Source organism: Variovorax sp. J31P207 (genome assembly GCF_030316965.1).
Classification (GTDB): domain Bacteria; phylum Pseudomonadota; class Gammaproteobacteria; order Burkholderiales; family Burkholderiaceae_C; genus Variovorax; species Variovorax ginsengisoli_B.
Genome location: NZ_JASZYN010000002.1, coordinates 498,779 through 521,036, shown reverse-complemented (window position 1 = coordinate 521,036; position 22,258 = coordinate 498,779). Strand labels below are relative to the sequence as shown.

At 69.3% G+C, this 22,258-nt stretch carries 20 protein-coding genes; 8 read left to right on the top strand and 12 right to left on the bottom strand.

All coding sequences use genetic code 11. The features are described from left to right. Nucleotides 1-63 precede the first annotated feature (63 nt). Nucleotides 64-909, bottom strand: coding sequence for a MurR/RpiR family transcriptional regulator (locus QTI68_RS08045; RefSeq protein ID WP_286520826.1), 846 nt, complete (start codon nucleotides 907-909; stop codon nucleotides 64-66). Nucleotides 910-1,007: 98 nt separating this feature from the next. Beyond that, nucleotides 1,008-1,679 carry a hypothetical protein gene (locus QTI68_RS08040; protein ID WP_286520824.1) on the bottom strand — a complete coding sequence of 224 codons (672 nt, stop codon included), beginning with the start codon at nucleotides 1,677-1,679 and terminating at the stop codon, nucleotides 1,008-1,010. Nucleotides 1,680-1,758: 79 nt separating this feature from the next. On the opposite strand from QTI68_RS08040, the gene QTI68_RS08035 reads away from it, so the two are divergent. Next, the gene (locus tag QTI68_RS08035) at nucleotides 1,759-4,932 is read left to right on the top strand and encodes an ATP-binding protein (RefSeq protein WP_286520823.1); all 3,174 of its coding nucleotides are present in this window, start codon (nucleotides 1,759-1,761) and stop codon (nucleotides 4,930-4,932) included. A gap of 22 nt (nucleotides 4,933-4,954) precedes the next feature. Further along, nucleotides 4,955-5,608 (top strand): peroxiredoxin family protein, encoded by a 654-nt coding sequence (locus tag QTI68_RS08030; protein WP_286520822.1) that lies wholly within the window; start codon nucleotides 4,955-4,957, stop codon nucleotides 5,606-5,608. On the opposite strand, the gene QTI68_RS08025 is transcribed toward QTI68_RS08030, so the two are convergent. Then, the gene (locus QTI68_RS08025) at nucleotides 5,605-6,309 is read right to left on the bottom strand and encodes a Crp/Fnr family transcriptional regulator (RefSeq protein WP_286520821.1); all 705 of its coding nucleotides are present in this window, start codon (nucleotides 6,307-6,309) and stop codon (nucleotides 5,605-5,607) included. The two genes, QTI68_RS08030 and QTI68_RS08025, sit on opposite strands and share 4 nt — an antisense overlap. Before the next feature lie 76 nt (nucleotides 6,310-6,385). Beyond that, nucleotides 6,386-7,138, bottom strand: coding sequence for a sulfite exporter TauE/SafE family protein (locus QTI68_RS08020; protein ID WP_286520820.1), 753 nt, complete (start codon nucleotides 7,136-7,138; stop codon nucleotides 6,386-6,388). Between the two features lie 96 nt (nucleotides 7,139-7,234). Here QTI68_RS08020 and QTI68_RS08015 point away from each other — a divergent pair, with 96 nt between their 5' ends. Together QTI68_RS08015 and QTI68_RS08010 are read left to right on the top strand one after the other, a co-directional pair. Then, entirely contained in the window at nucleotides 7,235-8,128 is an 894-nt protein-coding gene (locus tag QTI68_RS08015; RefSeq protein WP_286520819.1) for a LysR family transcriptional regulator, read from the top strand. A 6-nt stretch (nucleotides 8,129-8,134) separates the two neighbouring features. Next, complete coding sequence (locus QTI68_RS08010) at nucleotides 8,135-9,328, top strand: M20 family metallopeptidase (protein ID WP_286520818.1); 1,194 nt, start codon at nucleotides 8,135-8,137, stop codon at nucleotides 9,326-9,328. 9 nt (nucleotides 9,329-9,337) lie between these two features. Here the strand turns inward: QTI68_RS08010 and QTI68_RS08005 are convergent, their stop codons facing one another. Beyond that, nucleotides 9,338-9,745 (bottom strand): hypothetical protein, encoded by a 408-nt coding sequence (locus QTI68_RS08005; RefSeq protein WP_286520817.1) that lies wholly within the window; start codon nucleotides 9,743-9,745, stop codon nucleotides 9,338-9,340. An 87-nt stretch (nucleotides 9,746-9,832) separates the two neighbouring features. Then, nucleotides 9,833-10,744 carry a LysR family transcriptional regulator gene (locus tag QTI68_RS08000; RefSeq protein WP_286520815.1) on the bottom strand — a complete coding sequence of 304 codons (912 nt, stop codon included), beginning with the start codon at nucleotides 10,742-10,744 and terminating at the stop codon, nucleotides 9,833-9,835. A 162-nt stretch (nucleotides 10,745-10,906) separates the two neighbouring features. On the opposite strand from QTI68_RS08000, the gene QTI68_RS07995 reads away from it, so the two are divergent. After that, nucleotides 10,907-12,001 (top strand): Ldh family oxidoreductase, encoded by a 1,095-nt coding sequence (locus QTI68_RS07995; RefSeq protein ID WP_286520814.1) that lies wholly within the window; start codon nucleotides 10,907-10,909, stop codon nucleotides 11,999-12,001. 28 nt (nucleotides 12,002-12,029) lie between these two features. After that, nucleotides 12,030-12,998, top strand: a complete 969-nt coding sequence (locus QTI68_RS07990; RefSeq protein WP_286520813.1) for a Bug family tripartite tricarboxylate transporter substrate binding protein — start codon at nucleotides 12,030-12,032, stop codon at nucleotides 12,996-12,998. A gap of 66 nt (nucleotides 12,999-13,064) precedes the next feature. Here QTI68_RS07990 and QTI68_RS07985 read toward each other — a convergent pair whose 3' ends face one another. The 5 genes from QTI68_RS07985 to QTI68_RS07965 all read right to left on the bottom strand — a co-directional run bounded on the left by QTI68_RS07985 (nucleotide 13,065) and on the right by QTI68_RS07965 (nucleotide 18,204). Beyond that, nucleotides 13,065-14,228, bottom strand: coding sequence for an ATP-binding protein (locus QTI68_RS07985; protein ID WP_286520812.1), 1,164 nt, complete (start codon nucleotides 14,226-14,228; stop codon nucleotides 13,065-13,067). A 109-nt stretch (nucleotides 14,229-14,337) separates the two neighbouring features. Beyond that, a complete protein-coding gene (locus tag QTI68_RS07980) occupies nucleotides 14,338-15,165 on the bottom strand; it encodes a MetQ/NlpA family ABC transporter substrate-binding protein (RefSeq protein ID WP_286520811.1) in 828 nt (275 codons plus the stop codon). Nucleotides 15,166-15,207: 42 nt separating this feature from the next. After that, entirely contained in the window at nucleotides 15,208-15,870 is a 663-nt protein-coding gene (locus QTI68_RS07975; protein WP_286520809.1) for a methionine ABC transporter permease, read from the bottom strand. Beyond that, the gene (locus tag QTI68_RS07970; protein ID WP_286520808.1) at nucleotides 15,863-16,741 is read right to left on the bottom strand and encodes a methionine ABC transporter ATP-binding protein; all 879 of its coding nucleotides are present in this window, start codon (nucleotides 16,739-16,741) and stop codon (nucleotides 15,863-15,865) included. The genes QTI68_RS07975 and QTI68_RS07970 overlap by 8 nt, the downstream gene beginning before the upstream one ends. A 140-nt stretch (nucleotides 16,742-16,881) precedes the next feature. Beyond that, nucleotides 16,882-18,204, bottom strand: coding sequence for a replication initiation protein (locus tag QTI68_RS07965; protein WP_286520807.1), 1,323 nt, complete (start codon nucleotides 18,202-18,204; stop codon nucleotides 16,882-16,884). A 667-nt stretch (nucleotides 18,205-18,871) separates the two neighbouring features. Between QTI68_RS07965 and QTI68_RS07960 the strand changes: the two genes are divergently transcribed. Continuing rightward, on the top strand, nucleotides 18,872-20,068 hold the full coding sequence (locus tag QTI68_RS07960) for a ParA family protein (RefSeq protein WP_286520806.1): 1,197 nt from the start codon (nucleotides 18,872-18,874) through the stop codon (nucleotides 20,066-20,068). A gap of 1 nt (nucleotide 20,069) precedes the next feature. After that, a complete protein-coding gene (locus QTI68_RS07955; protein WP_286520805.1) occupies nucleotides 20,070-21,125 on the top strand; it encodes a ParB/RepB/Spo0J family partition protein in 1,056 nt (351 codons plus the stop codon). Between the two features lie 164 nt (nucleotides 21,126-21,289). Here the strand turns inward: QTI68_RS07955 and QTI68_RS07950 are convergent, their stop codons facing one another. Further along, complete coding sequence (locus QTI68_RS07950) at nucleotides 21,290-22,192, bottom strand: hypothetical protein (protein ID WP_286520804.1); 903 nt, start codon at nucleotides 22,190-22,192, stop codon at nucleotides 21,290-21,292. Nucleotides 22,193-22,258: the final 66 nt, after the last annotated feature.

Genomic DNA, 22,258 nt, shown 5'->3' with positions numbered 1-22,258 from the left:
CCATATGAAATCCTGCTTGCAGGGTCCACCGGCGCACCGATGCAGTGCGCCGGCGGGCGATTTTCAGAGCTCGCCGGTCTCCGCGTGGCCCTGTTCGATGGCGGCCAGCCGCTTGCGCCCGGCGGGGCCCGAGGCTTCGATGACCATGGTCGCGATCAGGTCGCAGACCGCCATCACCGCGGCATGGTTGTCCAGCAGCCCCGGGCCGCGGCAGTCGCACTGCAGCGACCAGGTGGCGCCAGCGAAGTCCGGCGAGGCCTGGTCGCTGATGAAGAGGACCTTGGCCTTGGCCCGGCTCGCGCCTTCGAGCAGGAGCTCCATCTGGCGGGTCTGGCGGCGGGTGCCGAAGACGATCACGCAGTCGCGTTCGCCGATGCCCGCCAGGTGCTCGGCCAGGGTTTCGCCGGCGCCGGGAATCGCGGTCACGCGCGGCACCACCTGGATGATCTGCCAGCGCAGGTACTGGGCGAAGGCGTGGCTGCTGCGGCTGCCGAAGATCAGCACCTGGCCGGCGGCGATGATGGCCTTGACGATCTCCGCCATCTGCCGGTCGTTCAAGCGCTCGAAGGTGCTGGCCAGGTTGGCCTGCGAGCGCTGGAAGTGCGTCGCCACCAGGTGGCCGCGCCGGGAGGCCTCGGTGGCCGACTGGAACAGCGGCGAGCCGCTCTCCTTCTCCTCCCGGACCTGGCGCCGGGCCTCCTCGTAGTTGTCGTAGCCGATGCGCCGGATGAAACGGCTCACGGTCGACGGCGAGACCCCTGCGAGTTCGGCCAGTTCGTTGCCCGCGTAGCTGGCGAGTTCGCCGGGAAACTCCAGCACGAAGTCGGCGAGCTGCCGCTCGGTCGCGGAGAGGGCTTCCAGGTGGCTGCGCACCCGGCGGACGAACGAATCGGTGCTGCTGCTGCGCATCGCATTGAAAGGACGAGGGCCCGAAAAGCGCTGAACCCAGCCTTTCAAGCCTCGCCCGGGAGTGAAATCGGAATTCTAGGGGCGCCCGGCGGCACCGCTCATGGTGTCGCCGGTCCGAGCAGCAGGAAAGCGAATCCGAAAGCCAGCAGGAAGGCGATCGCCATCAGCTTGAGCGCGATCGCGAAGGCATGCAGGCGCCCGATCCCCAGGCGGGTGCGAAACCATTCCGTCTCGACGCCGAGATACCAGAGGACCGCGCCGATGGTCAACCCGGTCGCCACCAGCGAGAACCCCAGCCGCGCAAAGACCGAGGCCACCGACAGCGTCACCACGAACGGCGAGGCGAAGAAGCACTGCAGGAAGAACGGACGGCGCAGCGTCTTGCGGTCGATGTCGCGCCGCTGCCGATGCAGCAGGCCGGTCGCCATCAGCAGCGGGAACAGGCTGAAGGTGATGGCACGGAAGATCAGCAGGTTGGTATCGGAAGTCAGCACCTCCTTCGCCACGCTGGAGGTGAAGGGCGCGAGGTTGGCGTGCAGGCCGACCTCGAGCGCATGGGCCAGCAGGATCGACAGCATCAGGAACAGCGGCGGACTGACCAGGTCGATGAACTGGTCCTCCTCGCGCTCGCTCATCTCGGCCTCTGCCTGCGCCGCCAGCGCCAGCGGATGGCGCAGCACCCGCCACAGGGTGCGCGGATAGAACAGCATCCAGGTCATCACCTCGTAGAGGAGTTCTTCGAGCGAGCGGATGAATTTGAGGAATTCCATGGCCGGTGGCCGGATCATCGCGGATTTCTTCGGTGGCGCGCAGGCCCGAACTGGCGCAGCATGCGGCTCGGGACGACCCATGACCACGACCTGTGCCGGCTGCGGCGCCGAAGTGCTGCCCTCGTCATCGTTCTGCCAGCGCTGCGGGCGCCGGCTGGACAGCCCGCGCCCGCCCGACCCCGAGCCCAGCGCCGACCGGCGCCAGGTCACGGTGCTGTTCGCCGACCTCACCGGCTTCACGGCGCTGGCCGAGGAGCTCGATCCCGAGACGGTGCGCGCGTTCCAGAACGTCCTGTTCGAGACCATGGCCCAGGCCATCGCCCAAGGCGACGGCTTCGTCGAGAAGTTCGTCGGCGACGCCGTGATGGCGGTTTTCGGCGCGCCGCGCGCGCATGAGGACGACCCCCTGCGCGCCCTGGAAGCGGCGCAGGACATGATGCAGCGCGTCGAGCGGCTGAGCCGGCAATGGGGCCCGCGCCTCGGCCGCGGGGTCACGCTGCACATCGGCGTCCACACCGGGCCGGTGGTCGCCGGCAGCCTGGGCAGCGGTGCCGGCGGCGCCTATGCGGTCACCGGCGACACGGTCAACACCGCATCGCGCCTGCTCTCGGCCGCGCAGCCGGGCACGGTGCTGGTGTCGGACGCCACCTGGTCGCTGGTGCGCCACCGCTTCGACTTCGAACCCGCCACCGATCTGGCGCTGCGCGGCAAGGCGCAGCCGATGCGGGTCCATGTGCTGCGCGGCGCCCGCACGGATGCGGTCTCCGCGCGCGGCCTCGCCGAACTCGGGCTGGCGGCGCCGCTGGTCGGTCGCGACGACGCCATCGAGCGCCTGCTGGCCGCCTTCGACCGCATGCAGGGCGGTGAGGCGCAGCTGGTCAGCGTCGTCGGCGAGGCCGGCGCCGGCAAGTCGCGCCTGCTGGCCGAGCTGTTCGCGCGGCTCGAAGCCCAGGGCCGCCTGGCCTCGACCGGCGTGCGCCGCACCACCTGCTCGTCGCACGGCGAGCCGACCTATGGCACCTTCGGGGCCCTGTTCCGCGAGGTCTACCAGGTCCGCGCCGACGACTCGCTGGAGGTGGCGCGGCGCAAGCTGCACGACGGCCTGCAGGCCCTGGGCGCCGATGCCGCCGAGGTCGAAGCGGTCGCCCGGGTGGTGGGCCACCTGCTCGGCATCGAGGAAGCCCGGCCGCAGGACATCCAGCCCGAGCAGCTGCAGCGCCAGATCACGCTGGCGGCCCGGGCGATGCTCGAACGCCGGCTGGCGCGCCAGCCGGTGGTCATCGTGATCGACGACATGCAGTGGGCCGACGCCGCCTCGGCCGACCTGCTGCGCGAAGTGATCGACCAGCTTGCCGACCGGCCGCTGATGCTGCTGGCCGCGCAGCGCCCCGACGCCCGCGCGCTCCGGCCGCTGCGGGCAGCGCATTCCACCATCGCGCTGGAACCGCTCGACGCCCGGCAGGCCGGCGCGCTGGTGGGCCACCTGTTGGGAGGCGCCGACGGCGACGCCCTGGCGCCGGTGCGCGAACTGGTCGCCGCGCGGGCTGGCGGCAATCCGCTGTTCGTCGAGGAGATCGTCCGCAGCCTGGCCGGATCCGGCCTGCTGGTGCGCCAGGGCGAGCGCTGGCACTGCCAGCCCACGCACGAGGCGGCGGCCGTGCCGTCGACGCTGTACGGCCTGCTGCTGTCGCGCATCGACCGGCTGGAGGCGGAAGACCGCCGCCTGCTGCAGGAGGCGGCCGTGCTCGGCGCCGAGTTCGACGCCTCGCTGCTGCAGCGCGTGGCCAGCGACCCGCCCTCGACCGGGTCGGCGCTGGGCCGCCTGGCGGCCGCCGACCTGGTGCGCGCGGTGCGCGCCGAGCCGCCGGGCGGGCCGCGCTGGCGCTTCACGCACGCGCTGCTGCACGAGGTCGCCTACCAGAACCTGCTGCTGGCCCGGCGCACCGACCTGCATCAGCGAGCCGGACAGGCGCTCGAGGACATGTCGGCCCCGGGCCGGCAGGCGGCGGTCGATGGCGAGGGCACGAACCCGCGCCGCCTGGCCGAACTGGAGGCGCTCGGCCACCACTGGAGCCTGTCGACCGACAAGGCGCGCGGCGCCCGCTACCTGCTGGCCGCGGGCGACCGGGCCCGCGCCGTCTACGCCAACGACGACGCCATCCGCCATTACGAGCGCGCGCTGCGCACGCTGGCCGAAGCCCCGGCGGACACGCCGGCGGCCGCCGCCGAGGTCGAGCCCATGGCGCTCGACGCCCGCGAGCGGCTGGCCGACCTGTTCGGCCTGCAGGGGCGCCGCGCCGAAGCGCTGGCCCAGTACGAGCAGGTCCGGCAGGCGGCCGAACAGCGGCACGAGCCGGTGCGCCTGGCGCGCGCCCTGCGCAAGACCGGCGGACTGCACTGGGAGGCCGGCGACCGGGAGCGCGCCGGCGCCTGCTTCGACGCCGGGCTGGCGGGCCTGGGCGAACAGGGCGACCCGATCGAGCGCGCCCACCTGTTCCAGGAGATGGGCCGGCTTGCCTTCCGCGCCGGCGACAGCGCCGCCGCGCTGGCACTGGCCGAACGCGCACTGGGCGAGTTGCCCGCCGACGCCCAGGGACGCGCGCGCGAGGCCACCGTGGTGCGGGCCGAGGCCTGCAACACGCTCGGCGTCGCGCTGGCGCGCCTGGGACGGCCGTCCGAGGCGGTAGCGCAGATCGAGAGCAGCGTCGCCCAGGCCGAGGCGCACCAGCTGCTGCAGGCGGCCTGCCGGGGCTACACCAACCTCGGCGTGCTGTATGCGACGCTCGATCCGCAACGCAGCATCGAGACCTGCCTGCGCGGGCTCGAGACCGCGCGCAAGGTCGGCGACCTGGGCTTCCAGTCGCGGCTGTACGCGAACCTCGCGGTCGCCTACTGCGCCCTGACCAACCGCTGCGAAGACGAAGGCATCGAGGCCGCGCGCGCCGCCGCCAGCCTGGACCGCCGGCTCGGGCTGCTCGATCACCTGGCCGTGCCGCTGATCGTCCTGGGCCAGATCTACCAGTGCCACGGCGACCACGCGCGGGCCTTCGAGTCCTACAACGAGGCGTTGCAACTGGCCGAGCAGATCGACGAACCCCAGCTGCTCTTTCCCTGCTACGATGGTTTGGCGACGTTGTATCTCGACGCCGGGCGCATCGCGCAGGCCGAGGCCTACCTGGCCAAGGCACAGACCGTCTGCGAGCGCGCCGGCCTCGAGCCCGACGCCCTGATGGTGCTTCCGTTCCTCTGCTGAACCTGCCGGAAGGAGTCTCTCCATGACCTCCTCGATGAATCCCCCCGTGGCACCCGGCGAAGCCGCCCCCGACTTCGCGCTGCCGGCGGTGGCCGGCCCCGAGACGGTGTCGCTGGCCGACTACCGCGGGCGTGCCCCTCTGTTCCTGGCGCTGATGGTCGGCCTGTGGTGCCCGTTCTGCCGCCGCCAGCTGGTCCAGATCGGCAAATTCGAGGTCAAGCTGAAGGCGCTCGGGGTCGAAAGCCTCGTGGTGGTGGCGACCGACCCCGAGAACGCCCGGCTCTACTTCAAGTTCCGGCCGACCCAGCTGCGGCTGGCTTCCGACCCCGCCCTGTCGACCCACCGCGCCTACCGCGTTCCCAAGCCCGAGCCGACACCCGAGCTGATGCAGGCCTTGCAGGAAACCCGCGTCAATCCCACCGGCGAGTTGCCCGAGCCGCTGCCGATCCCGCAGGCCGCCAAGGCCATCGAGGCGCTCGACAGCTACGTCTGCACACCCACCGACCTCGGCGACGTCGAGCGGCAGTGGCCGCAGCTGAAGGCGATGTTCATGATCGACCGCGAGGGCATCGTGCGCTGGCACGACATCGAGTGCGCCCGCGAAGGGCTGGCCGGCATCGGCAAGCTGCCCTCGGAAGCCATGATCCTCGACGCCGCCCGCGCCTGTGCAGCCTAGCTTCCCAGGGGCGCAGGCCGGCTGGAAGCCATCATCGATTCGAGCCGATGGCGGTCGGCGATCAGGCGCGAGGTCACCAGGTTGACGACCTGGAAGCCGAAGGCCGGATTCTGGAAATAGAGCTGCTTGAAGGTGGTCTCGTCGATGCGCAGCACGGTGCAGTCGGTCGCGCAGCGCGCGGTCAGCGTGCGGCGCTTGTCGGGGGCGAAGAAGGCGATCTCGCCGAACAGGCGCCCGGCCTCCATCATCTCGCCGATCTCGACGAACTCGATCTGGCCCGACGCCAGGAAATACAGGTGCCTGGCCGCATCGCCCTTGCGGAACAGCACGCGGCCGGCCTTCATCCGGGCGCTGCGCATGTAGGGCCGCAGCCAGACCCCCGACAGGTCGTTCTCGGCCGCCGCCGCGGTCACGCGCCGCGTCAGGCGGACCATCTCGGCGGTCCGCCAGATGTTGATCGGCAGCAGCGCCCCGTGCAGCAGCATCATGATCAGCGAGGGATGGAGCGCACCGTAGAGCAGAAAGCCGAGGTTGCCCCCGACCGCCAGGCAGCGCAGCGGAATCATGGTCTTCACGAACGAGCTGACCACCACCAGTGCCCCGGCCACCGCCGCCGAACAGGCGGCCACGATGCCCGCCGGGGTGGCGAGCGACGATGTCAGGGTCGCGACCGCGGTGTCCCACAACAGTGCCATTGACATGCGTACTCCTGTTAGCCCCACACGCGGGCGGCGGCCCATCGCCGCGCGCTAGATTGTGCGTCGGCGCGCCGGATTCTCAACGCAGCAATTCACGTCCCGCCATGTAGAGCCCCAGCAGCGCCAGGCCGATGAAGAAGCAGCGCTTGAACACCGTCACCGAAATCCGCTGGCGCAACCGCTGGCCCAGCGCCATGCCGGCCAGCGCCGGAACCAGCATCGCCAGCGAGGCGCCGGCCCCGGGCATCGAGTAGCCGCCCTGCCCGGCCAGCGTCAGGCCGAGCGCCAAGGTCGAACTGGTGAACGAGAGCCCCATCGCCTGGATCAGCGCGTCGCGCGGCAGCCGCAGCGCCTGCAGGTAGACCACCGCCGGCAGCACGAACACGCCGGTCAGCGCCGTGATGGCGCCGGTGAGCGCGCCGACGACCGGGCCGAGCCACGCCTCGTGCCGCGCAGGCAGCACGAGCGAGCGCCCCAGCAGGCCCCAGGCCGCATAGCCGGCCAGCGCCAGACCCAGCGCGAGCATCGCCCCCGAACCGGCCGGGGCGCCGAAGCACCAGGCGCCCAGCAGCGTGCCGGCGACGATGCCGAGCTGCATGCCGGCCAGGCGGCGCAGCATGGCCATGGCGCCGGACCAGGGCTGGAGCTGCCACAGGTTGGTCACGAGCGAGGGCACGATCAGCAGCGCGGCGGCGGCAGCCGGCGGCATCCAGATGGCCAGCAGCGCCATCGACAAGGTCGGCAGCCCGAGGCCGATGACGCCCTTGACGAGGCCCGCCAGCACGAAGACGGCCGAGACCAGGGCCCACAGGGAAAGTTCGGAATCCAGCATCGTGCCAGTGTCGCGGTCCGGGCGCGGCCTGCAAATGCGGAACTTTCAGAGCCGGCCTCAGGCCCGGCCTGAGGCTCGGCGTGCTACCTTGCCGGCATGCGATTCGACCTCACCGACCTGCGGCTGTTCGAGCACATCGTCGAGACCGGCAGCATCACCGGCGGCGCGGCCCGCACGCACATGACGCTGGCCTCCGCCAGCCAGCGCGTGCTCGGCATGGAGGCCTACCTCGGCACGCCGCTGTTGCTTCGCTCCCGCCTGGGCGCGCAGCCGACCGAGGCGGGGCGCACCCTGGCCCACCACGCCCGGCTGGTGCTGCAGCAGATGGAGCGCCTGCGCGGCGAGCTCGGCGAGTATGGCGGCGGCCTGCGCGGGCACGTGCGGCTGTCGTGCAACAGCTCGGCGATGACCGAGCACCTGCCCGAGGCGCTCGGCGCCTTCCTCGCGCAGCATCCGCAGATCTCGGTCGACCTCGAGGAACAAGGCAGCAGCGAGATCGTCGATGCGCTGCGCGCCGGGCTGTGCGACATCGGCATCGTCTCCGACGTGGTCGACGTCGAAGGCCTGCAGCACTTCGTGTTCCGGCGCGACGACCTGGTGCTGGTGGTGCCGCGCGGTCATGCGCTGGCGCGGCGCCGGCGCGTCGTCCTGGCCGAGGTGGTCGACTGCCGCTTCATCGGCCTGGCCGAAGGCAGCCCGCTGCAAGACCACGTCGCCCTGCACGCCCGCCGGCTCGGCAAGCGGCTGGCCTACCGGGTGCGCGTGCGCAGTTTCGAGGCGGTCTGCCGCATGGTCGAGCAGGGCATCGGCGTGGGCATCGTGCCGAAGGCCGCGGCCGACCGCTCGCCTTCGCTGCCGCGCATCCGGTCCATCCCGATCGCGGAGGCCTGGGCCGCCCGCCACCTGCTGGCCTGCGTGCGCGATGCCGACGCGCTGCCGCTGCCGGCGCGCCGCATGCTGCAGCACCTGCTGGCGCCGGCGCCACAATAGCCGCGCATGGCAAGCCCGCCCGTCCCCACCGCCTCGATCGTCGCCCTGCTCCAGGCGCTGGTGCGCACGCCGAGCCGCGCCGGCACCGACGCGCCGGCGCCGGTGGTGCGCTGCATGGAAGACTGGCTCGGCAGCCGGGGCCTGGCTTGTCGCCGGCTGCTGGGTGCCGCCGGCGAGCCGCTGGGCCTCTATGCCGAGATCGCCGGGGCCCGGCCGGGCGGCCCCTGGACCGTGCTCGACGCCACGCTCGACACCGCGGGCTTCGGTGACGCCGCCAGCTGGACCTGGCCGCCGACCGATCCCCGCATCGAGGGCGGCTGGCTGCACGGCCGCGGCAGCGCCGACTCCAAGGGCGGCGCGGCCCTGTTCGCGCACCTGCTGGCGGAATTCGGCGCTGCGCGCGAAGGCTTCGCCGGCCGGCTCGGCCTGCTGCTCGATCTCGACGAGCATTCCGGGCGCTTCGGGGGCGCCCGCGCCTTCTTCGATCCGCCGCTGGGGAACGGGCCCGCGCCGAGGCCGGACGGCGTCATCATCGGCTACCCGGGGATGGACAGGATCGTCACCGGCGGCCGCGGCTTCCTGCGCGCGAGGCTGGTGGTGCACGGCATCGCCGCCCACGCCGGCGCCACCCGCCGGCGCGGCCTGAACGCCATCACGCGGGCCACGGCGCTGGCGCGCGCCCTCGAATCCGCGCCGCTGCCGCCGGCCGATCCGGCCTTCGGCCTCGCGCCCCGGCTCACCCTGACCGGCATCCAGGCCGGCGACGGCGGCTACACCCAGGTGCCCGATCGCTGCGAATTGCGGATCGACCTGCGGCTGACGCCCGGCTTCACCGACGCGCAGGCGCGCGCGCTGGTGCGGGCCACGATCGAACGGCAGGACGCGGACCATGCCGGCGCGGCCGCCACCGCCATCGAGTGGTTCGCCGGCTGGCCCGCCTACCGCGTGCCCGATGCCGACCCGATGGTCGCGGCGCTGCGCGAAGCGGGCCGCGCCGAGTTGGGCATCGACCTGCCGACCCGCGTGGCCGGACCGTCGAACATCGGGAACTACCTGCATGGCCTGGGCGTGCCCGCCCTGTGTGGCTTCGGCCTGCGCGGCGAGAACATCCACGCCGCCGACGAGCGCATCGCGCTCGACAGCATCGGGCCCGTCTACCGGATCTATCGCGCCGCGCTCGAGCGATTGCAGCGCGCCTGACCCCCCTGGCTAGCAGCGGCCCTTCTTGGCCTGGCCCGGGGGACAGTGGTAGCCGTCGTCGTCATGGTCATGGCCGCGATCGTGCTTGCCATGCTTCGGCGGCTTGCCGGGCTTCCACTGGTCATCGACCCAGCGCCAGCCGCCGCCCGCCTGGACCCAGCGGCCGGGCGCGTAGACGTAATCGGGCCGGTCGCGCTCCCAACGCCCCCCCTGCCACACATAGTCGCGCTCGTTCCAGACCCAGCGGCCCGGAACCCAGACCTGGCCCGGACGCGGGCCGGGCATGACTTCGTAGCGCGGCGGCGGCGGTGCCACCTGCACCAGCCCGGGGACGTTGATGTTGATGTTGACCTGCGCGAACGCCGGCAGGGTGGCCGCGGCCGCGAGGGCTGCAAGGGCGAAGGTGGCAATGCGCAAAGGGAAGCTCCGTTCAATCGTGGCCGCCGATTCTAGGGATCTCGCCTGTATCGAAACGCAAGGCGCTTCGATGCCGGTCCGGTCCGGTCAGGCCACGCCGGCGCCGAAGCTGAACACGCCGACCGCGGCCAGCCTGGCGGCTTCAGCGCGCACCAGGTCGCGCACGACGGCGAGCGCCGGACTCTGCGCCTGCTCGACCCGCGTGGCCAGCACCAGCATGCGGTGCAGCTGGGCGCCCGAGATCTCCGACAGCCTCACCGTGCCGGCGCGCGGCTCCTTGAACACCGACACCGGCATCAAGGTGGCCCACCGGCCCTGCAGCACCAGTTCGCGGATGGCATCGACCGAGTCGAACTCGGCCTCCACGTTGAGCCGGCCGCCGAGCGGCGCCAGGCTGCCTTCGACGATGCCGCGATGCAGGCGGGTCATCAGCAGCGGCACCCGGGCCAGCGACGACAGCGGCACCACCGGCGGCATGCCGCGCGAAGCCGGCGTGATCAGCGCGAAAGGCTCGGCCAGGAGTGGCTCGAAGGCGAGCGCGCGATGCGGCTGCGGATTGGTGACCACCGCCATGTCGACATGGCCGCGCTCCAGCCCTTCCACCAGCTGGGGCGTGAAGGCCTCGCGCACCGCCAGCCGAACGCCCGCCAGGTGGCGGTGGCAGCGCTCGAACACCCCGGGCAGGAGGACCCGCGTGAGCGTAGGCGAGACGCCCAGCACGACGGTGCTGTCGGTCGCGGCGCCATCGCCGCCCAGCTGCAGGCGCACCCGCGCCGCCTCGGCCAGCATCCGGCGTGCCGATTCGTAGAGGGTGGCGCCGCCCTGCGTCAGCCGCACGCCGCGCGCCCCGCGCTGGAGCAGCTGCACGCCCAGTTCGGCTTCCAGGTCGCGCACCTGGCGGGTCAGCGCGGGCTGCGCCACCGACAGGGCCGCCGCCGCCGCGGTGAAGCTTCCGGCATCGGCGATGGCCACGAAATAGCGCAGGGTACGCAGGTTCACGAGGGGTCGGTGGCGCAGGCGGCCGCGGGTTCTTGCATATCAATATGATATGGCTCGCGACCGAATCGGCATTGGACCGGCGGCGCTGCGCTTCCTAGACTGCCCTGCACCCGAGACACAGGAGACATTCGGCGCGCCGGCCACGGCGGGCCGACCCGCCGCATGCCGAGTACTGGACAAAGCACCCTACGGGCGCCGGGCGAGAGCCTGCGCCGCTTCATCGCCGCCGCGCTGCGCCGCGTCGGCCTGCCGGAAGAAGACGCCGCCAGCGTCGCGCGCCTCATGGCCGATGCCGACCTGCAAGGATCCGACGGCCACGGCGTGATCCGGCTGCCGCAATACGTGCAGCGCATCGAGGCGGGCGGCATCAACATCCGGCCCGACATCCGCGTCGTCGAAGAGCGGGCCGCCATGGCGGTGGTCGACGGCGACAACGGCATGGGCCACCTGGTGGTGTCGCGCGCGGTGCAGATCGCGATCGAGAAGGCGCGCAGCGCGGGCGTCGCATGGGTCGGCACGCGTGCCAGCAACCATGCCGGACCGGCATCGCTCTACGCGCGCATGCCGCTGGCGCACGACATGATCGGGCTCTACTTCGCGGTCGGCAACGCCAACCACATGACGCCCTGGGGCGGCATGGAGATGCTGTTGTCGACCAATCCGATCGCCGCCGGCATCCCGGCCGGGGACGAACCCGCGGTGGTGCTCGACATGGCCACCACCGTGGCCGCCTACGGCAAGGTCAAGGCCAAGGCCAAGCGCGGCGAGCCGATGCCCGAAGGCTGGATGATCGACCGCGACGGCCGGCCGCTGACCGACCCGAAGCGCGCCGGCGAAGGCTTCCTGCTGCCGATCGGCGGCCACAAGGGCTATGGCCTGGCGCTGATCGTGGGACTGCTGGCCGGCACGCTGAACGGCGCGGCCATGGGCCGCGAACTGGTGGACTTCAACGCCGACGACCGCACGCCGACCAACACCGGCCAGGCGATCCTGGTGATCGACCTCGCGGCCTTCGGCGGGGCGGCGCCCTTCAAGGCCGCCGTCGACGCGCTGGTGCGCGACATCCGCCAGAGCGAGCGCCTGCCCGGCGTGGAGCGCATCTGGCTGCCGGGCGAGCAGAGCCACGGCAAGCGCGAAGCCTACGCGCGCGTCGGCGTGCCGTTGCCGGCGGCGCTGGCCGAAGACCTCGACCGGCTGGCCGAGCGGCTGGGCATCGAGCCGCTCGAGCGGCTGCCGGAACCGCCGGGGCCGGCCTGACGGACAAGAACCACAAGGAGACCCCGCCATGAGAGCCTTCCTCAAGCACCTGATCCTCGCAGCGGGCCTGGCCGCCGCGGCCGCCGCGGCGGCGCAACCCACCTACCCCGCCAAAGGCATCCACATGATCATCCCGCTGGCCGCGGCCAGCGCCGTCGACAACGGGGCGCGGGTGCTGACGCAGCGCATGGGCAGCGAACTGGGGCAGTCGTTCTACCTGGAGAACATTCCGGGGTCGGCGGGGCTGATCGGCGCCGAGCGCGTCGCCAAGGCCGCGCCCGACGGCTACACCGTCGGCGGCTTCAACGACAGCGTGCTGACGATGGTGCCGAACATCTACAAGACCAGCTGGGACCCGCTGGCCGACTTCGCCCCGGTCTCGCTGGTCGGCACGATCGAATGGGGCCTGGTCGTCAAGGCCGATTCGCCCTACCAGACGGTTGCCGATTTCATCAACGCGGCGAAGGCGCGTCCGGCCACGCTCAACTATGGCTCCGGCGGCAGCGGCAGCCCGCAGCATCTGGCGATGGCCCTGTTCGCCGGCCGTGCGGGCATCGACGTGACGCACGTGCCCTACAAGGGCGCGACGCCGGCTGCCATCGCGGTCGCCGGCGGCGAGGTCGACGCCGCCTTCCAGGGCCTGGGCACGGTCACCTCGCTGATCGCCGCCGGCAAGCTGCGCCTGCTGGCGGTGTCGACGCCGCAGCGCCTGGCGCAATACCCCGGCGTGCCGACCGTCAGCGAATCGGGCCTGCCCGATTTCTTCTTCAACTCATGGTTCGCGATCGTGGCACCCAAGGGCACGCCCAAGCCGATCGTCGACCGGCTCTACGACGCGATGAAGGCATCGCTCGACGATCCCGAGACCCGCAAGCAGCTGGTGGCCCAGGGCATGACCCTGCGCGGCAGCACTCCGGCCGAGTTCGCCGCGGCGTTGAAGGACCAGTACGCGCTCTACCGCAAGGTGATCCAGAGCAACAACATCAAGGCTGATTGATGTGGCCCCCGCGCGGCGCCGTCCGCCGATGAGGCCGATGGTGCGCATGGTCGCCATCATGCCTGGCTACCCGAGCTTGGCCTCGAACGCCCTCTTCTCGCGCCAGATCTGCTGCACGAAGGGATCCGTCACGCCGTACAGGCCATGGCCCTTGCGCATGATCAGGTTCGCCGCGAGGAGTTCGTTGACCACGGGTTGCGTTTCCTCGACCCGCACCTCGCGTCCCACGGCCTTCGAATACGCGGCGGCGGCCTCGGCCGAGAACACGCCACGGGCATCTCCATGGGTCGAGGCAATGCGCTCGAAGATGGCCGTGGCAAGTCCGCCGAGTTGCTCCACTTTCGCCAGTTCGATGTCGGCGGCAGTGGACCGGAGGGTTGCGGCGATCACCGGCAGGTAGGCATCCGGATCGCCGCCGGGCGGCAAGTGCCGGCGCAGCTGGCCCAGGGCCTTGATCATTTCTTCCGGGCGGTTTCCCAGGGTCTTGAAGCTCTGGTTGGCGATCGCCAGGGAAGGCAGTGCGCCCGCGCCTTCCCCGGCGAGCCGCTGCAGCAAGTGCTCGACGTAGTCGGTCTCCAGCACGGGATAGGCCACCGACGTGGCGCCCGCAAATGCCTGGTTGCGCCGCGCCGTCAGCTCGTTGACGAGCGCGCGGTGCGAGCCCGTTCCGATGAAGAGGAAGTGGCCGGGCGTAGCGGGGCGCGGATTGATGGCGTCGCGCGCCGCCTTCAGCGCCAGCAGCATCTGATTGCCATCCTCTGAGGTGATCGCGTGCTGCACCTCGTCCACGATCAAGACGACATCCGTCTTCGCCTGGTCGACGACCTCGGTCAGTGCCTGGGCCAGCGTCGGCCCGCCCTGGGCGCCCAGGCTGTCGAGCTTGAAGCCGAACTTGAAGGTGAATGCGCCCAGGTCGACGCCGCTGACGCGCTTGAGCCTTTGCAGCACCGAGGACGCGGGTGTCTGCAGTTCGGTCAGCGTTTTCCGGATCGCGGCCTGGACCAGAACGGCCGGGCTGGTCTGGGTGTCGGCCCAGAGATCGACGTAGATCACGAGTGCGCCGGCCTCTTCCAGCGCAGGGATCAGGTCATTCAGCAGGAAGGTCGTCTTGCCCGTGCGGCGCAGGCCGGAGAGGAACAAGCCGGAACGCAGGCCCTCGTCCAGGACGCCGGGCCGCAACAGTTGCCCGGCCATCTGGACGGCCAGCGCAGGACGCCGGAAGATCGCCATGGGAATTATCCAGTTTTATTGAATCTGAATAATTATATCCATCCGATAATTTCCGATAAGGGACTCGCCTGCCGAGTGGCGCAGGGAGGCCTGCGCGGCCTTTTCCGCCCTACTGCAGGAAGCCCGGCTTCGCGTACCCCGGGAACTTGCTGTCGACCACCGCGCGGAAGTCCTTCGAGTGGTAGGCCTCGACGATGTCCTTGGCCCACGGCGTGTCCTTGTCGGCACGCTTCACGGCGACCACATTGAGATAGTGGTCGGGCGTCTTTTCGAGCACCACGGCTTCGGTCAGCTTCAGGCCCGAGGACATCGCGAAATTGCCGTTGATGATCGCGTACTCGGTGTCGCCCAGCGAGCGCGGCAGCTGGGCCGCCTCGAGCGGAATGAACTTCAGCTTGCGCGGGTTCTCGGCGATGTCCTTCTCGGTGGCGCGCAGCGCGTCGATGCCCGGCTTCAGCGTGATCAGCTTGTTCTGCTCCAGCAGCACCAGCGCGCGCGCCAGGTTGCTCGGGTCGTTGGGGATCGTGAAGCGGTCGCCGTCCTTGAGTTCGGCCAGTGTCTTGCGCTTGGTCGAGTAGACGCCCAGCGGCGCGATCGGGCCCTGCACCAGCTCGACGATGTCGAGCTTCTGGTCGGCCGCGAACTTCTGCAGATAGACGCGGTGCTGGAAGAAGTTGGCATCGAGCGAGCCCTGCGCCAGGGCGAGATTCGGCTGCACGTAGTCGTTGAACTCGACCAGTTTGACCTTGTAGCCCTTCTTTTCGAGCAGGGGCACGATGCCGGCCTTGAGCTGGTCGACGTTGGAGCCGGCGGTGCCGCCGATCACCAGATCCTTCTTGGCGGCGGCCTGGGCGTGGGCTTCGAGCGAAAGGCCGCCGAACGACAGGGCGAGCACCGAAAGAGCGAGGACGGAACGGCGGACGAGAGATGTTTTCATGGGAACGGTCACGGTTGGAAATCGGAATCGGTTGCGCCAGGGTCAGCGTTTGTCCAGGCGACGGGCGGCGGTGTTGCCGACGAACTGGATGATCTGCACCAGCGCCACGAGCAGCGCCACGGTGAGCACCATCACGTCGGTCTGGAAGCGGTAGTAGCCGTAGCGGATCGCCAGGTCGCCGATGCCGCCGCCGCCCACTACACCGGCGATCGCCGAGTAGGACAGGAAGCTCACGGCGAGCACGGTGAAGGCCAGCACCAGGCCCGAGCGGGCCTCGACGATCAGCACGCGCCAGATGATCTGCAGCTCGGAGGCGCCCATCGCATGGGCGGCCTCGATGACGCCGCGCGGCACTTCGCGCAGGCACTGGTCGACCAGCCGCGCGAGGTAGGGGATGGCGGCCACCGACAACGGCACGGCGGCCGCCAGCGGCCCGATCGAGGTGCCCGCGATCACCCGCGTGAAGGGCACCAGCGCCACCAGCAGGATGATGAACGGGAAGGAGCGCACCGTGTTCACGATCCAGTTGAGGATCAGGAAGGCGGGCTTGTTCTCGAGCGACTGGCCGGGGCCGAGCAGGAACAGCAGCACGCCGAGCGGGCCGCCGATCAGGAGCGCGGCCGTGAGGCCGATGCCCAGCATCATGAAGGTCTGGGCGATGGCGATCCCGAGCTCGGGCAGGATGGCGGCGATGTTCTCAGGCATGGGCCAGCTCCTGCGTGCCTGCTTGCTGGCGTTGGAGGGATGAAACCGCCTCGGCGGCGAGCGCTTCGCGCGCGTCGCGCTCGCGCCGGCGCACCAGGGCGTCGATCTCGCGGCCGAGCGCGGTGGTGCGCTCAGCGGCCGGCGAATCGACCTCGAACTGCTCGACCAGGCGGCCCTGCTCGAGGATCGCAACCTGGCGGCACAGCACCTCGACCACCGACAGCTCGTGGGTGACGATGACGATGGTCACGCCGAGTTTCAGGTTGATGTCGCGCAGCGTCTCGAGCAGCGCGCGCGTGGTCTCGCTGTCGAGCGCCGAGGTGGGCTCGTCGCACAACAGCACCTGCGGCCGCGGCGCCAGCGCACGCGCAATCGCCACCCGCTGCTTCTGGCCGCCCGAAAGCTGGGCCGGGTAGCTGTGGATCTTCTCGCCCAGGCCGACCAGTTCGAGGCACTCGCGCACGCGGGCCTCGATCTCGGCGCGCGAATGGCGGCCGTGGATCTTCAGCGGGAAGGCGACGTTGTCGAAGACGGTCGCGTTCTGGATCAGGTTGAACTGCTGGAAGATCATGCCGATGTTCTGCCGCGTGTCGCGCAGTTCGCGGCGCGACAGGGTGGTCAGGTCGCGGCCGCCGACCAGCACCTTGCCGGCATCGGGGCGTTCGAGCAGGTTGATCAGCCGCAGCAGGGTCGACTTGCCGGCGCCGCTCTTGCCGATCAGGCCGAAGACGTCGCCTTCATGGATGTCGAGCGACAGCGATCGCACGGCATCGAAGACCGCGCCGTCGGGGAGCGTGAATGATTTCTGCACCGACTCGAGTCGGATCAGGGGGGGCCGGGGCTGGGCCTCGGCCGGGGAAGAGGAAGTCATGGACGGGATCGGCCGGCACGGCCTGCGTGGCAGGCGGATGCAGCGGCGCCGCAAAGTCCGCAAGTATCGCGGCTCGCGACACCGAGGGGAACGACGCAATAGAAGGCTGCTTATATGCCCTGGGCATAAGCGCCCCGGGGTTACTGCACCGCGTCGAACAATTGCCGGTCGACCTTCCAGTCCGGCCCGTAGGTGGCGTCGGCATAGGCGTACACCACGGCCGAACCCAGCAAGCCGTGCAGGACGTCGCCCTGGGCCGCGCGCCGGCTGATGACCGCGTTCAGCGCCCCCTTGCGCGCCAGGTCCTGCAGCGCCTGGTCGACCCAGCGCTTGAGCTGCGCCGGCTCGAGCGCCGCGACCTCCTTCTTCATCGCCTCGATCTGCTCGCGCAGCCAGTTCGCGCCTTCGAGACTGGGCGCCGGCGCGGGGGTTTCCGGCACCGGCTGCAGCACCACCGGCGGGACGCCGGCGCGAGGGTCGGCGGCGCCTTCGGTGGCGGGTTCGTTGCGCAGCAGCGAGCGCAGGTACGAGAAGGCGTTCTCGATGGTGCGCAGCGACTTGTTGGCGGCGCGCCGCTCGAGCACCTCGATCTGGGCCCGCACGCGCTCGTCGCCGAATTCCTTCAGCAGCCCTTCCAGCTTGATCTCGCGGATGCCCAGCGTTTCGGCCCGCAGCACCAGCGTGGCGTCGACCGGCTCGCCGGTGAGCGGCCGCTGCAGCGGCGCCTGGCGCTTCTTGCGCACCGCGAACTGGACCTCGGTGATCACCCTGCCCTGCTTGTGCTCGATCAGGTCGATCTCGAGATCGGTCTCGGCGTTGATCTCGATCACCGCGTCCTTGACCCGCTCGTTCTTGAACTTGCGCCATTCGCGCCGCTCGGGACCGGGCCCGTTGCTCAGGGCGTCGACCCACCAGGTCACCGGCTTGCGGCTCGTGACCCCGCTCGGATTCTCGCGGTAGCGGGCGCAGATCTCGTAGAGCGCCACGGCGGTGTAGGAGCCCAGCTTGGCCAGCACGTCGAGGTCGATGCGGGCCCAGCGCTGCGGATCCCGAAGCGCCGCCATGATGGTCGGCGGATAGGACCAGCTGACCCAGTTCTCGCCACGCCTGAGTTCCAGCGCGACTTCGGACAGCATCGAGAAGCCGCGCCATTTGACGCCGTCGCCCGGCGCGGTCGACTCCCAGTCGACCTCCAGGCTGCGCATCTCGATCAGGTACTTCTTGGCGGCGGTGCGCTCGCTGCCGCTGGAGCCGGTGGTGCGCAGGATGGCTGCCAGCGGGGCCTCGAACATGAAGTCGGCCGCGGGCATGCCGGGCAAGGCGACCAGCCGCGTCTGCGCCACCTGCAGCAGCGCGCTGTAGATGCGGCGTCCGGTCAGGGTCACTCGGGCCGAGCGCGGCATCATCACGATCATCTCGTGCGGCTTCCTGAGCTCCAGCACGTCGTCGACGGCGTGGCTCATGACTGGCTTGTCGCCCGGATTTCCCGCGATCTGTTGGCTCATTGCAGGGTCAATGTTATGTCCAACGGCGTTTGGACACAACCCCGTGCGGATTGAGGTACAGCGGCCCGAGCAAAACCTGGACATTTGCGCCGGCGGCAGGCGCAGGAGATCCGATTAAAAGCTGGACGGTTGGCCAGAACGGGCCGCCCGGGTGGTCTTCGCACCCCGATTAAAAGCCGGACATTGGCGCTTCCAGCGCTTCCGATGGGCCCGGAATGAGCCTCAAAATGGCGCTTAAAACCTGGACATTGGCGTCAAGCTGGTGCGGAACCGGCCGAATCGGGCTGTGGACAAGGTGCATGAAGGCATCGATGTCGACCCGGACAGTTGGCGATGGAAGGCTGGACGGATCCGATCAGGAGCCGGACGCAAGCGATTAAAGGCTGGACATTCGGACCGCTAAAAGACGCGTAAGTTATTGATTTAATTGAAGAAAATCGCGTTTTCGACGGGCTTAATCTCTTGAATTTATTGAAGTTCCTTTCTTAATCTCCCGAGAGAGCTGAGGAAAAGGGCAAAAACCGCAGAAGAGGGCCTTCACTTCAGGTGATGGATCGACGTTTCTTCGTTTTTTCGCGTGTGCCCTGCATAATCGCAAGACACTCCAACTTTCAAGGCAGATCCCGTGGACATCAAGCAAACCATTCGACGTCAAAACCTGGAGGATATCGAGCAGCAAGCCCACAAGATCGCCGGCATGATGGACCGGATCCGGTCTGCCATGCTGGCTCCCACCGCCGTGAAGTCTGCGCCCACGCTGAAGGCGGTGCAACTGGCAGACCTGTGCGGTGTCGACAAATCGAAGATCTCCTACCGCCTGACACGCGGTGACCTCCCGGCCGGCGAAATCCATGGCAACAGTCGCGAGTGGTCCATGGCGGAGGCCCAGAGCTGGGCCCGCGAACTGCGCGCCGAGCACCTGCGCCCGGAAGGCGCGGCCGGCATCACCATCACGGTGGCCAACTTCAAGGGCGGCGTGGCCAAGACGACCTCGGCGGTGACGCTGGCCCAGGGCCTGTCGATGCGTGGGCACCGTGTGCTGCTGGTCGACCTCGATCCCCAGGGCTCGGCCACGACCTTGTTCGGCGTGCTGCCGGACGCGGAGGTCGAGACCGAGCACACGGCGATGTCGCTGTTCACCGGCGACCAGGAAAACCTCCAATACGCCGTGCGCCCCACCTACTGGCCCAATATCGACCTGGTGTGCGCCGCGCCCCTGCTCTATGGAGCGGAGTTCCATCTGCCAGCACGCCAGGCGCGAGACCCGGGTTTCGAGTTCTGGCGCGTGCTCGACCGCGGTCTCGATCTTCCGCGTGAAGCGTACGACGTCATCGTGATCGACACCCCGCCTTCGCTGAGCTACGTCACCATCAACGCGCTGATGGCAGCCGATGGCGTGATCATGCCTTTGCCGCCTTCGGCGCTGGACTTCGCGAGTTCGGCGCAGTTCTGGGATCTGTTCTCGGACCTGTGCAACCAGCTGGTGCGCAGCCGCGGCAAGGACAAGAGCTTCGAGTTCATCGATGTGCTGCTGTCGCGCGTCGAAGCCTCCGACACGGCCAGCTCGGTGGTGCGGCAGTGGGTGCTCGAGGGCTACGGCGACAAGGTGTTGCCGATCGAGATTCCAAAGACGGCGGTGGCCGCCACGGCGAGCGCCGAGTTCGGCACCGTCTACGACCTGCCGCGTGGCTCGGTGAATTCCAAGACCTTTTCACGGGCGCGGGTGGCCTACGACAGGATGTGCGAGTTGATCGAGCAGCAGATCGAAGCGGTCTGGGCCCGCCAGGTGGCGGAGCGTCAAGTACTGGAAACGGCGGTTTGACATGGGATTGAAAGACAAAGCCTCCAAGATCGACTTCGCATCGATCATGCCGAGTTCGCAGCCCAACCCGGAACTCGCGAAACCCAAGACAGCGCCTGGCGCGATGATGGCCTTTGCCAACGACCAGCGCTCGGACCTGCTGCGCCAGAACGACGAACTGCGGGCCCGTGCGGCACAGGTCGACGAACTGGAAGGGCGCCTGAGCGAAGTTCGCGACGAACTGCGCAGCTGGGACGGCGCCTTGCCGGCGCGCCTGATCGACACCGCGGACATCGCGCGCAGCGAGTTCGCCAACCGGCATGCGTCCGCGTTCGAGGGGAAGCTGTTCGAGGATTTCAAGCGCGAGATCCAGGAGGCGGGACGCAACTCGCAGCCCATCAAGGTTCGCGCGATCGCAAACCCGGGCGACGGTCCGCACTATGAGTTGGTGTTCGGACATCGGCGCTACGAGGCCTGCCGCCAGATCGGCTTGCCGGTCTGGGCGGTGGTCGAGAACCTGGACGACCGGGCCTTGATCGAGGAAATGGATCGCGAGAATCGGGGCAGGGCGGATCCGTCGCCCTGGGAGCAGGGAATGACCTACCTGCGTGCGCTCGAGAAGGGCATCTATCCGTCGAACCGCCAGATGGCGGCGGCGCTCGGGGTGGACATCAGCAACCTCGGCAAGGCGATCGCGTTGGCCAGACTGCCCGCCGCGGTGATCGCGGCCTTTCCCACGCCGCAGTCGATCCAGCTGGCATGGGCAACGGACCTGGGCAAGGCCATGACTGAGGACGAATCGGGCGTCTTGGCACGGGCCCAGGCGCTCTCGACCGAAAAGACAGCCTTGCCGGCGAAGAGCGTTTTTGCGCGCCTCGTTTCACCGCCGTCGGTGGTGCCCGAGGCCGCCCCGTTGCCGGTGCAGGCGAGCCACGCGCTGAAGGTGGGCGGGCAAAAGGTGGGCTCGCTGAGGTTCGATGCCATCGGACGTCCTTCGATCAGGCTGTCGATCAAGCTGTCGGATGATCAGCAGAAGGCGCTGATCAAGGCGATGCAAGGATTTGTCGATTCGATTTGAATGCCGATTCAGGCAGGACCCAAGGGGGGTGGTTTCAAACCACCCCCCTTTTTTAATGTGCAGCAGCGGTGGTGGAAGGTGAAGGGGGTAGTTTGAAACTACCCCCTTCCGCTCAGCCCGACGTCGCGCAAGGGGTAGTTTGAAACCACCCCCTCCTTGGCGATTCAACCCCGTCCGCTCTCGATACGCTCGAGCGTCGCAAGAATTTCGGACAACGTCGATTTCATGAGGCCCATGTCGCGGTCGCGGCGCGCTTCGGCGAGCGGATCGAATCCGGCAGCCGATGTCTGGGCGCCGCCGCCGAAGGCATCCTTGGCGCGCGCCACCACGTCATCCAGCTTGGTGATGAGGTTGTTGCGCAGTGCCGAAAACTGGGCCAGCTCCCGCCGCACCGCAGCCATCTCTCGCATCAGCGCCGTGAGTTGCTCCTGGACCTCTTGGAGTGCGGGCCCGGACACCGCAGCAGGGAGTTCGGAGGCAGCCGCGGGCAGCGCCAGTGAAGGGCCGGCGGGGCCGAGAGCGGCCCGGAAGTGGTCGGCGGTCCGGGCGACCGCCAGTTCGAGGATGGCGTGTGAATCGGAATCTGCCAGGAACGGCCACAGTTCGTAGACCCGGCCGATGGCTGCCGCGGTGCGCAATCTCAGACCCGGCCGGCCGCCTCGCCGCGGGCGCTGCAGCACTTCATGCGTCAGGGAGGAGGGGGCTTCGCTGGCATCGATATCTTCCTGGGTGGCCATGCAAGAACGGAACACGCCCGCGGCACTCCATTTCTTGAGGGAAGAATCCGCAGGTGCGCGAACGCCATGGATCAGCGTGAGTATCCGCCCCAGCTCCGCCAAGGTGCAGACGGCGGGCCAGCCGTGGCTGGCGGTGGAGGAGGGGATGGACCCGCCTGGGGAGCTGGCGTCTTGGACGCTTTCTGCCTGGCCAGGGGCTTGCGTCGAATGCGGGTCCGCTACAAATTCTGGCATTGCCGGGTCTTCATGGTTACTCAATAACCTAATTATGGCTGAAGAGCGACATTGCTCGGTCAAAAGCTGTGTGATGCCCACTGTTTCGTGAAACATTTCCCTCTTCTTGTCGAGAAAACAGTGGTAACTCGTTGTCCCAGAAGAAAAAAATAAGATGCTTCA

Bases quoted from the DNA above. Each gene is read 5' to 3' on its own strand.
- QTI68_RS08020 (WP_286520820.1), bottom strand. From the start codon at position 7,138: ATGCTGGATTCCGAACTTTCCCTGTGGGCCCTGGTCTCGGCCGTCTTC.
- QTI68_RS07975 (WP_286520809.1), bottom strand. From the start codon at position 15,870: ATGCCTGAGAACATCGCCGCCATCCTGCCCGAGCTCGGGATCGCCATC.
- QTI68_RS07995 (WP_286520814.1), top strand. From the start codon at position 10,907: ATGCCGAGTACTGGACAAAGCACCCTACGGGCGCCGGGCGAGAGCCTG.
- QTI68_RS07950 (WP_286520804.1), bottom strand. From the start codon at position 22,192: ATGTTTCACGAAACAGTGGGCATCACACAGCTTTTGACCGAGCAATGT.
- QTI68_RS08035 (WP_286520823.1), top strand. From the start codon at position 1,759: ATGACCACGACCTGTGCCGGCTGCGGCGCCGAAGTGCTGCCCTCGTCA.
- QTI68_RS08025 (WP_286520821.1), bottom strand. From the start codon at position 6,309: ATGTCAATGGCACTGTTGTGGGACACCGCGGTCGCGACCCTGACATCG.
- QTI68_RS08040 (WP_286520824.1), bottom strand. From the start codon at position 1,679: ATGGAATTCCTCAAATTCATCCGCTCGCTCGAAGAACTCCTCTACGAG.
- QTI68_RS08015 (WP_286520819.1), top strand. From the start codon at position 7,235: ATGCGATTCGACCTCACCGACCTGCGGCTGTTCGAGCACATCGTCGAG.
- QTI68_RS07955 (WP_286520805.1), top strand. From the start codon at position 20,070: ATGGGATTGAAAGACAAAGCCTCCAAGATCGACTTCGCATCGATCATG.
- QTI68_RS08030 (WP_286520822.1), top strand. From the start codon at position 4,955: ATGACCTCCTCGATGAATCCCCCCGTGGCACCCGGCGAAGCCGCCCCC.
- QTI68_RS07990 (WP_286520813.1), top strand. From the start codon at position 12,030: ATGAGAGCCTTCCTCAAGCACCTGATCCTCGCAGCGGGCCTGGCCGCC.
- QTI68_RS08045 (WP_286520826.1), bottom strand. From the start codon at position 909: ATGCGCAGCAGCAGCACCGATTCGTTCGTCCGCCGGGTGCGCAGCCAC.
- QTI68_RS07965 (WP_286520807.1), bottom strand. From the start codon at position 18,204: ATGAGCCACGCCGTCGACGACGTGCTGGAGCTCAGGAAGCCGCACGAG.
- QTI68_RS08010 (WP_286520818.1), top strand. From the start codon at position 8,135: ATGGCAAGCCCGCCCGTCCCCACCGCCTCGATCGTCGCCCTGCTCCAG.
- QTI68_RS07980 (WP_286520811.1), bottom strand. From the start codon at position 15,165: ATGAAAACATCTCTCGTCCGCCGTTCCGTCCTCGCTCTTTCGGTGCTC.
- QTI68_RS07970 (WP_286520808.1), bottom strand. From the start codon at position 16,741: ATGACTTCCTCTTCCCCGGCCGAGGCCCAGCCCCGGCCCCCCCTGATC.
- QTI68_RS07985 (WP_286520812.1), bottom strand. From the start codon at position 14,228: ATGGCGATCTTCCGGCGTCCTGCGCTGGCCGTCCAGATGGCCGGGCAA.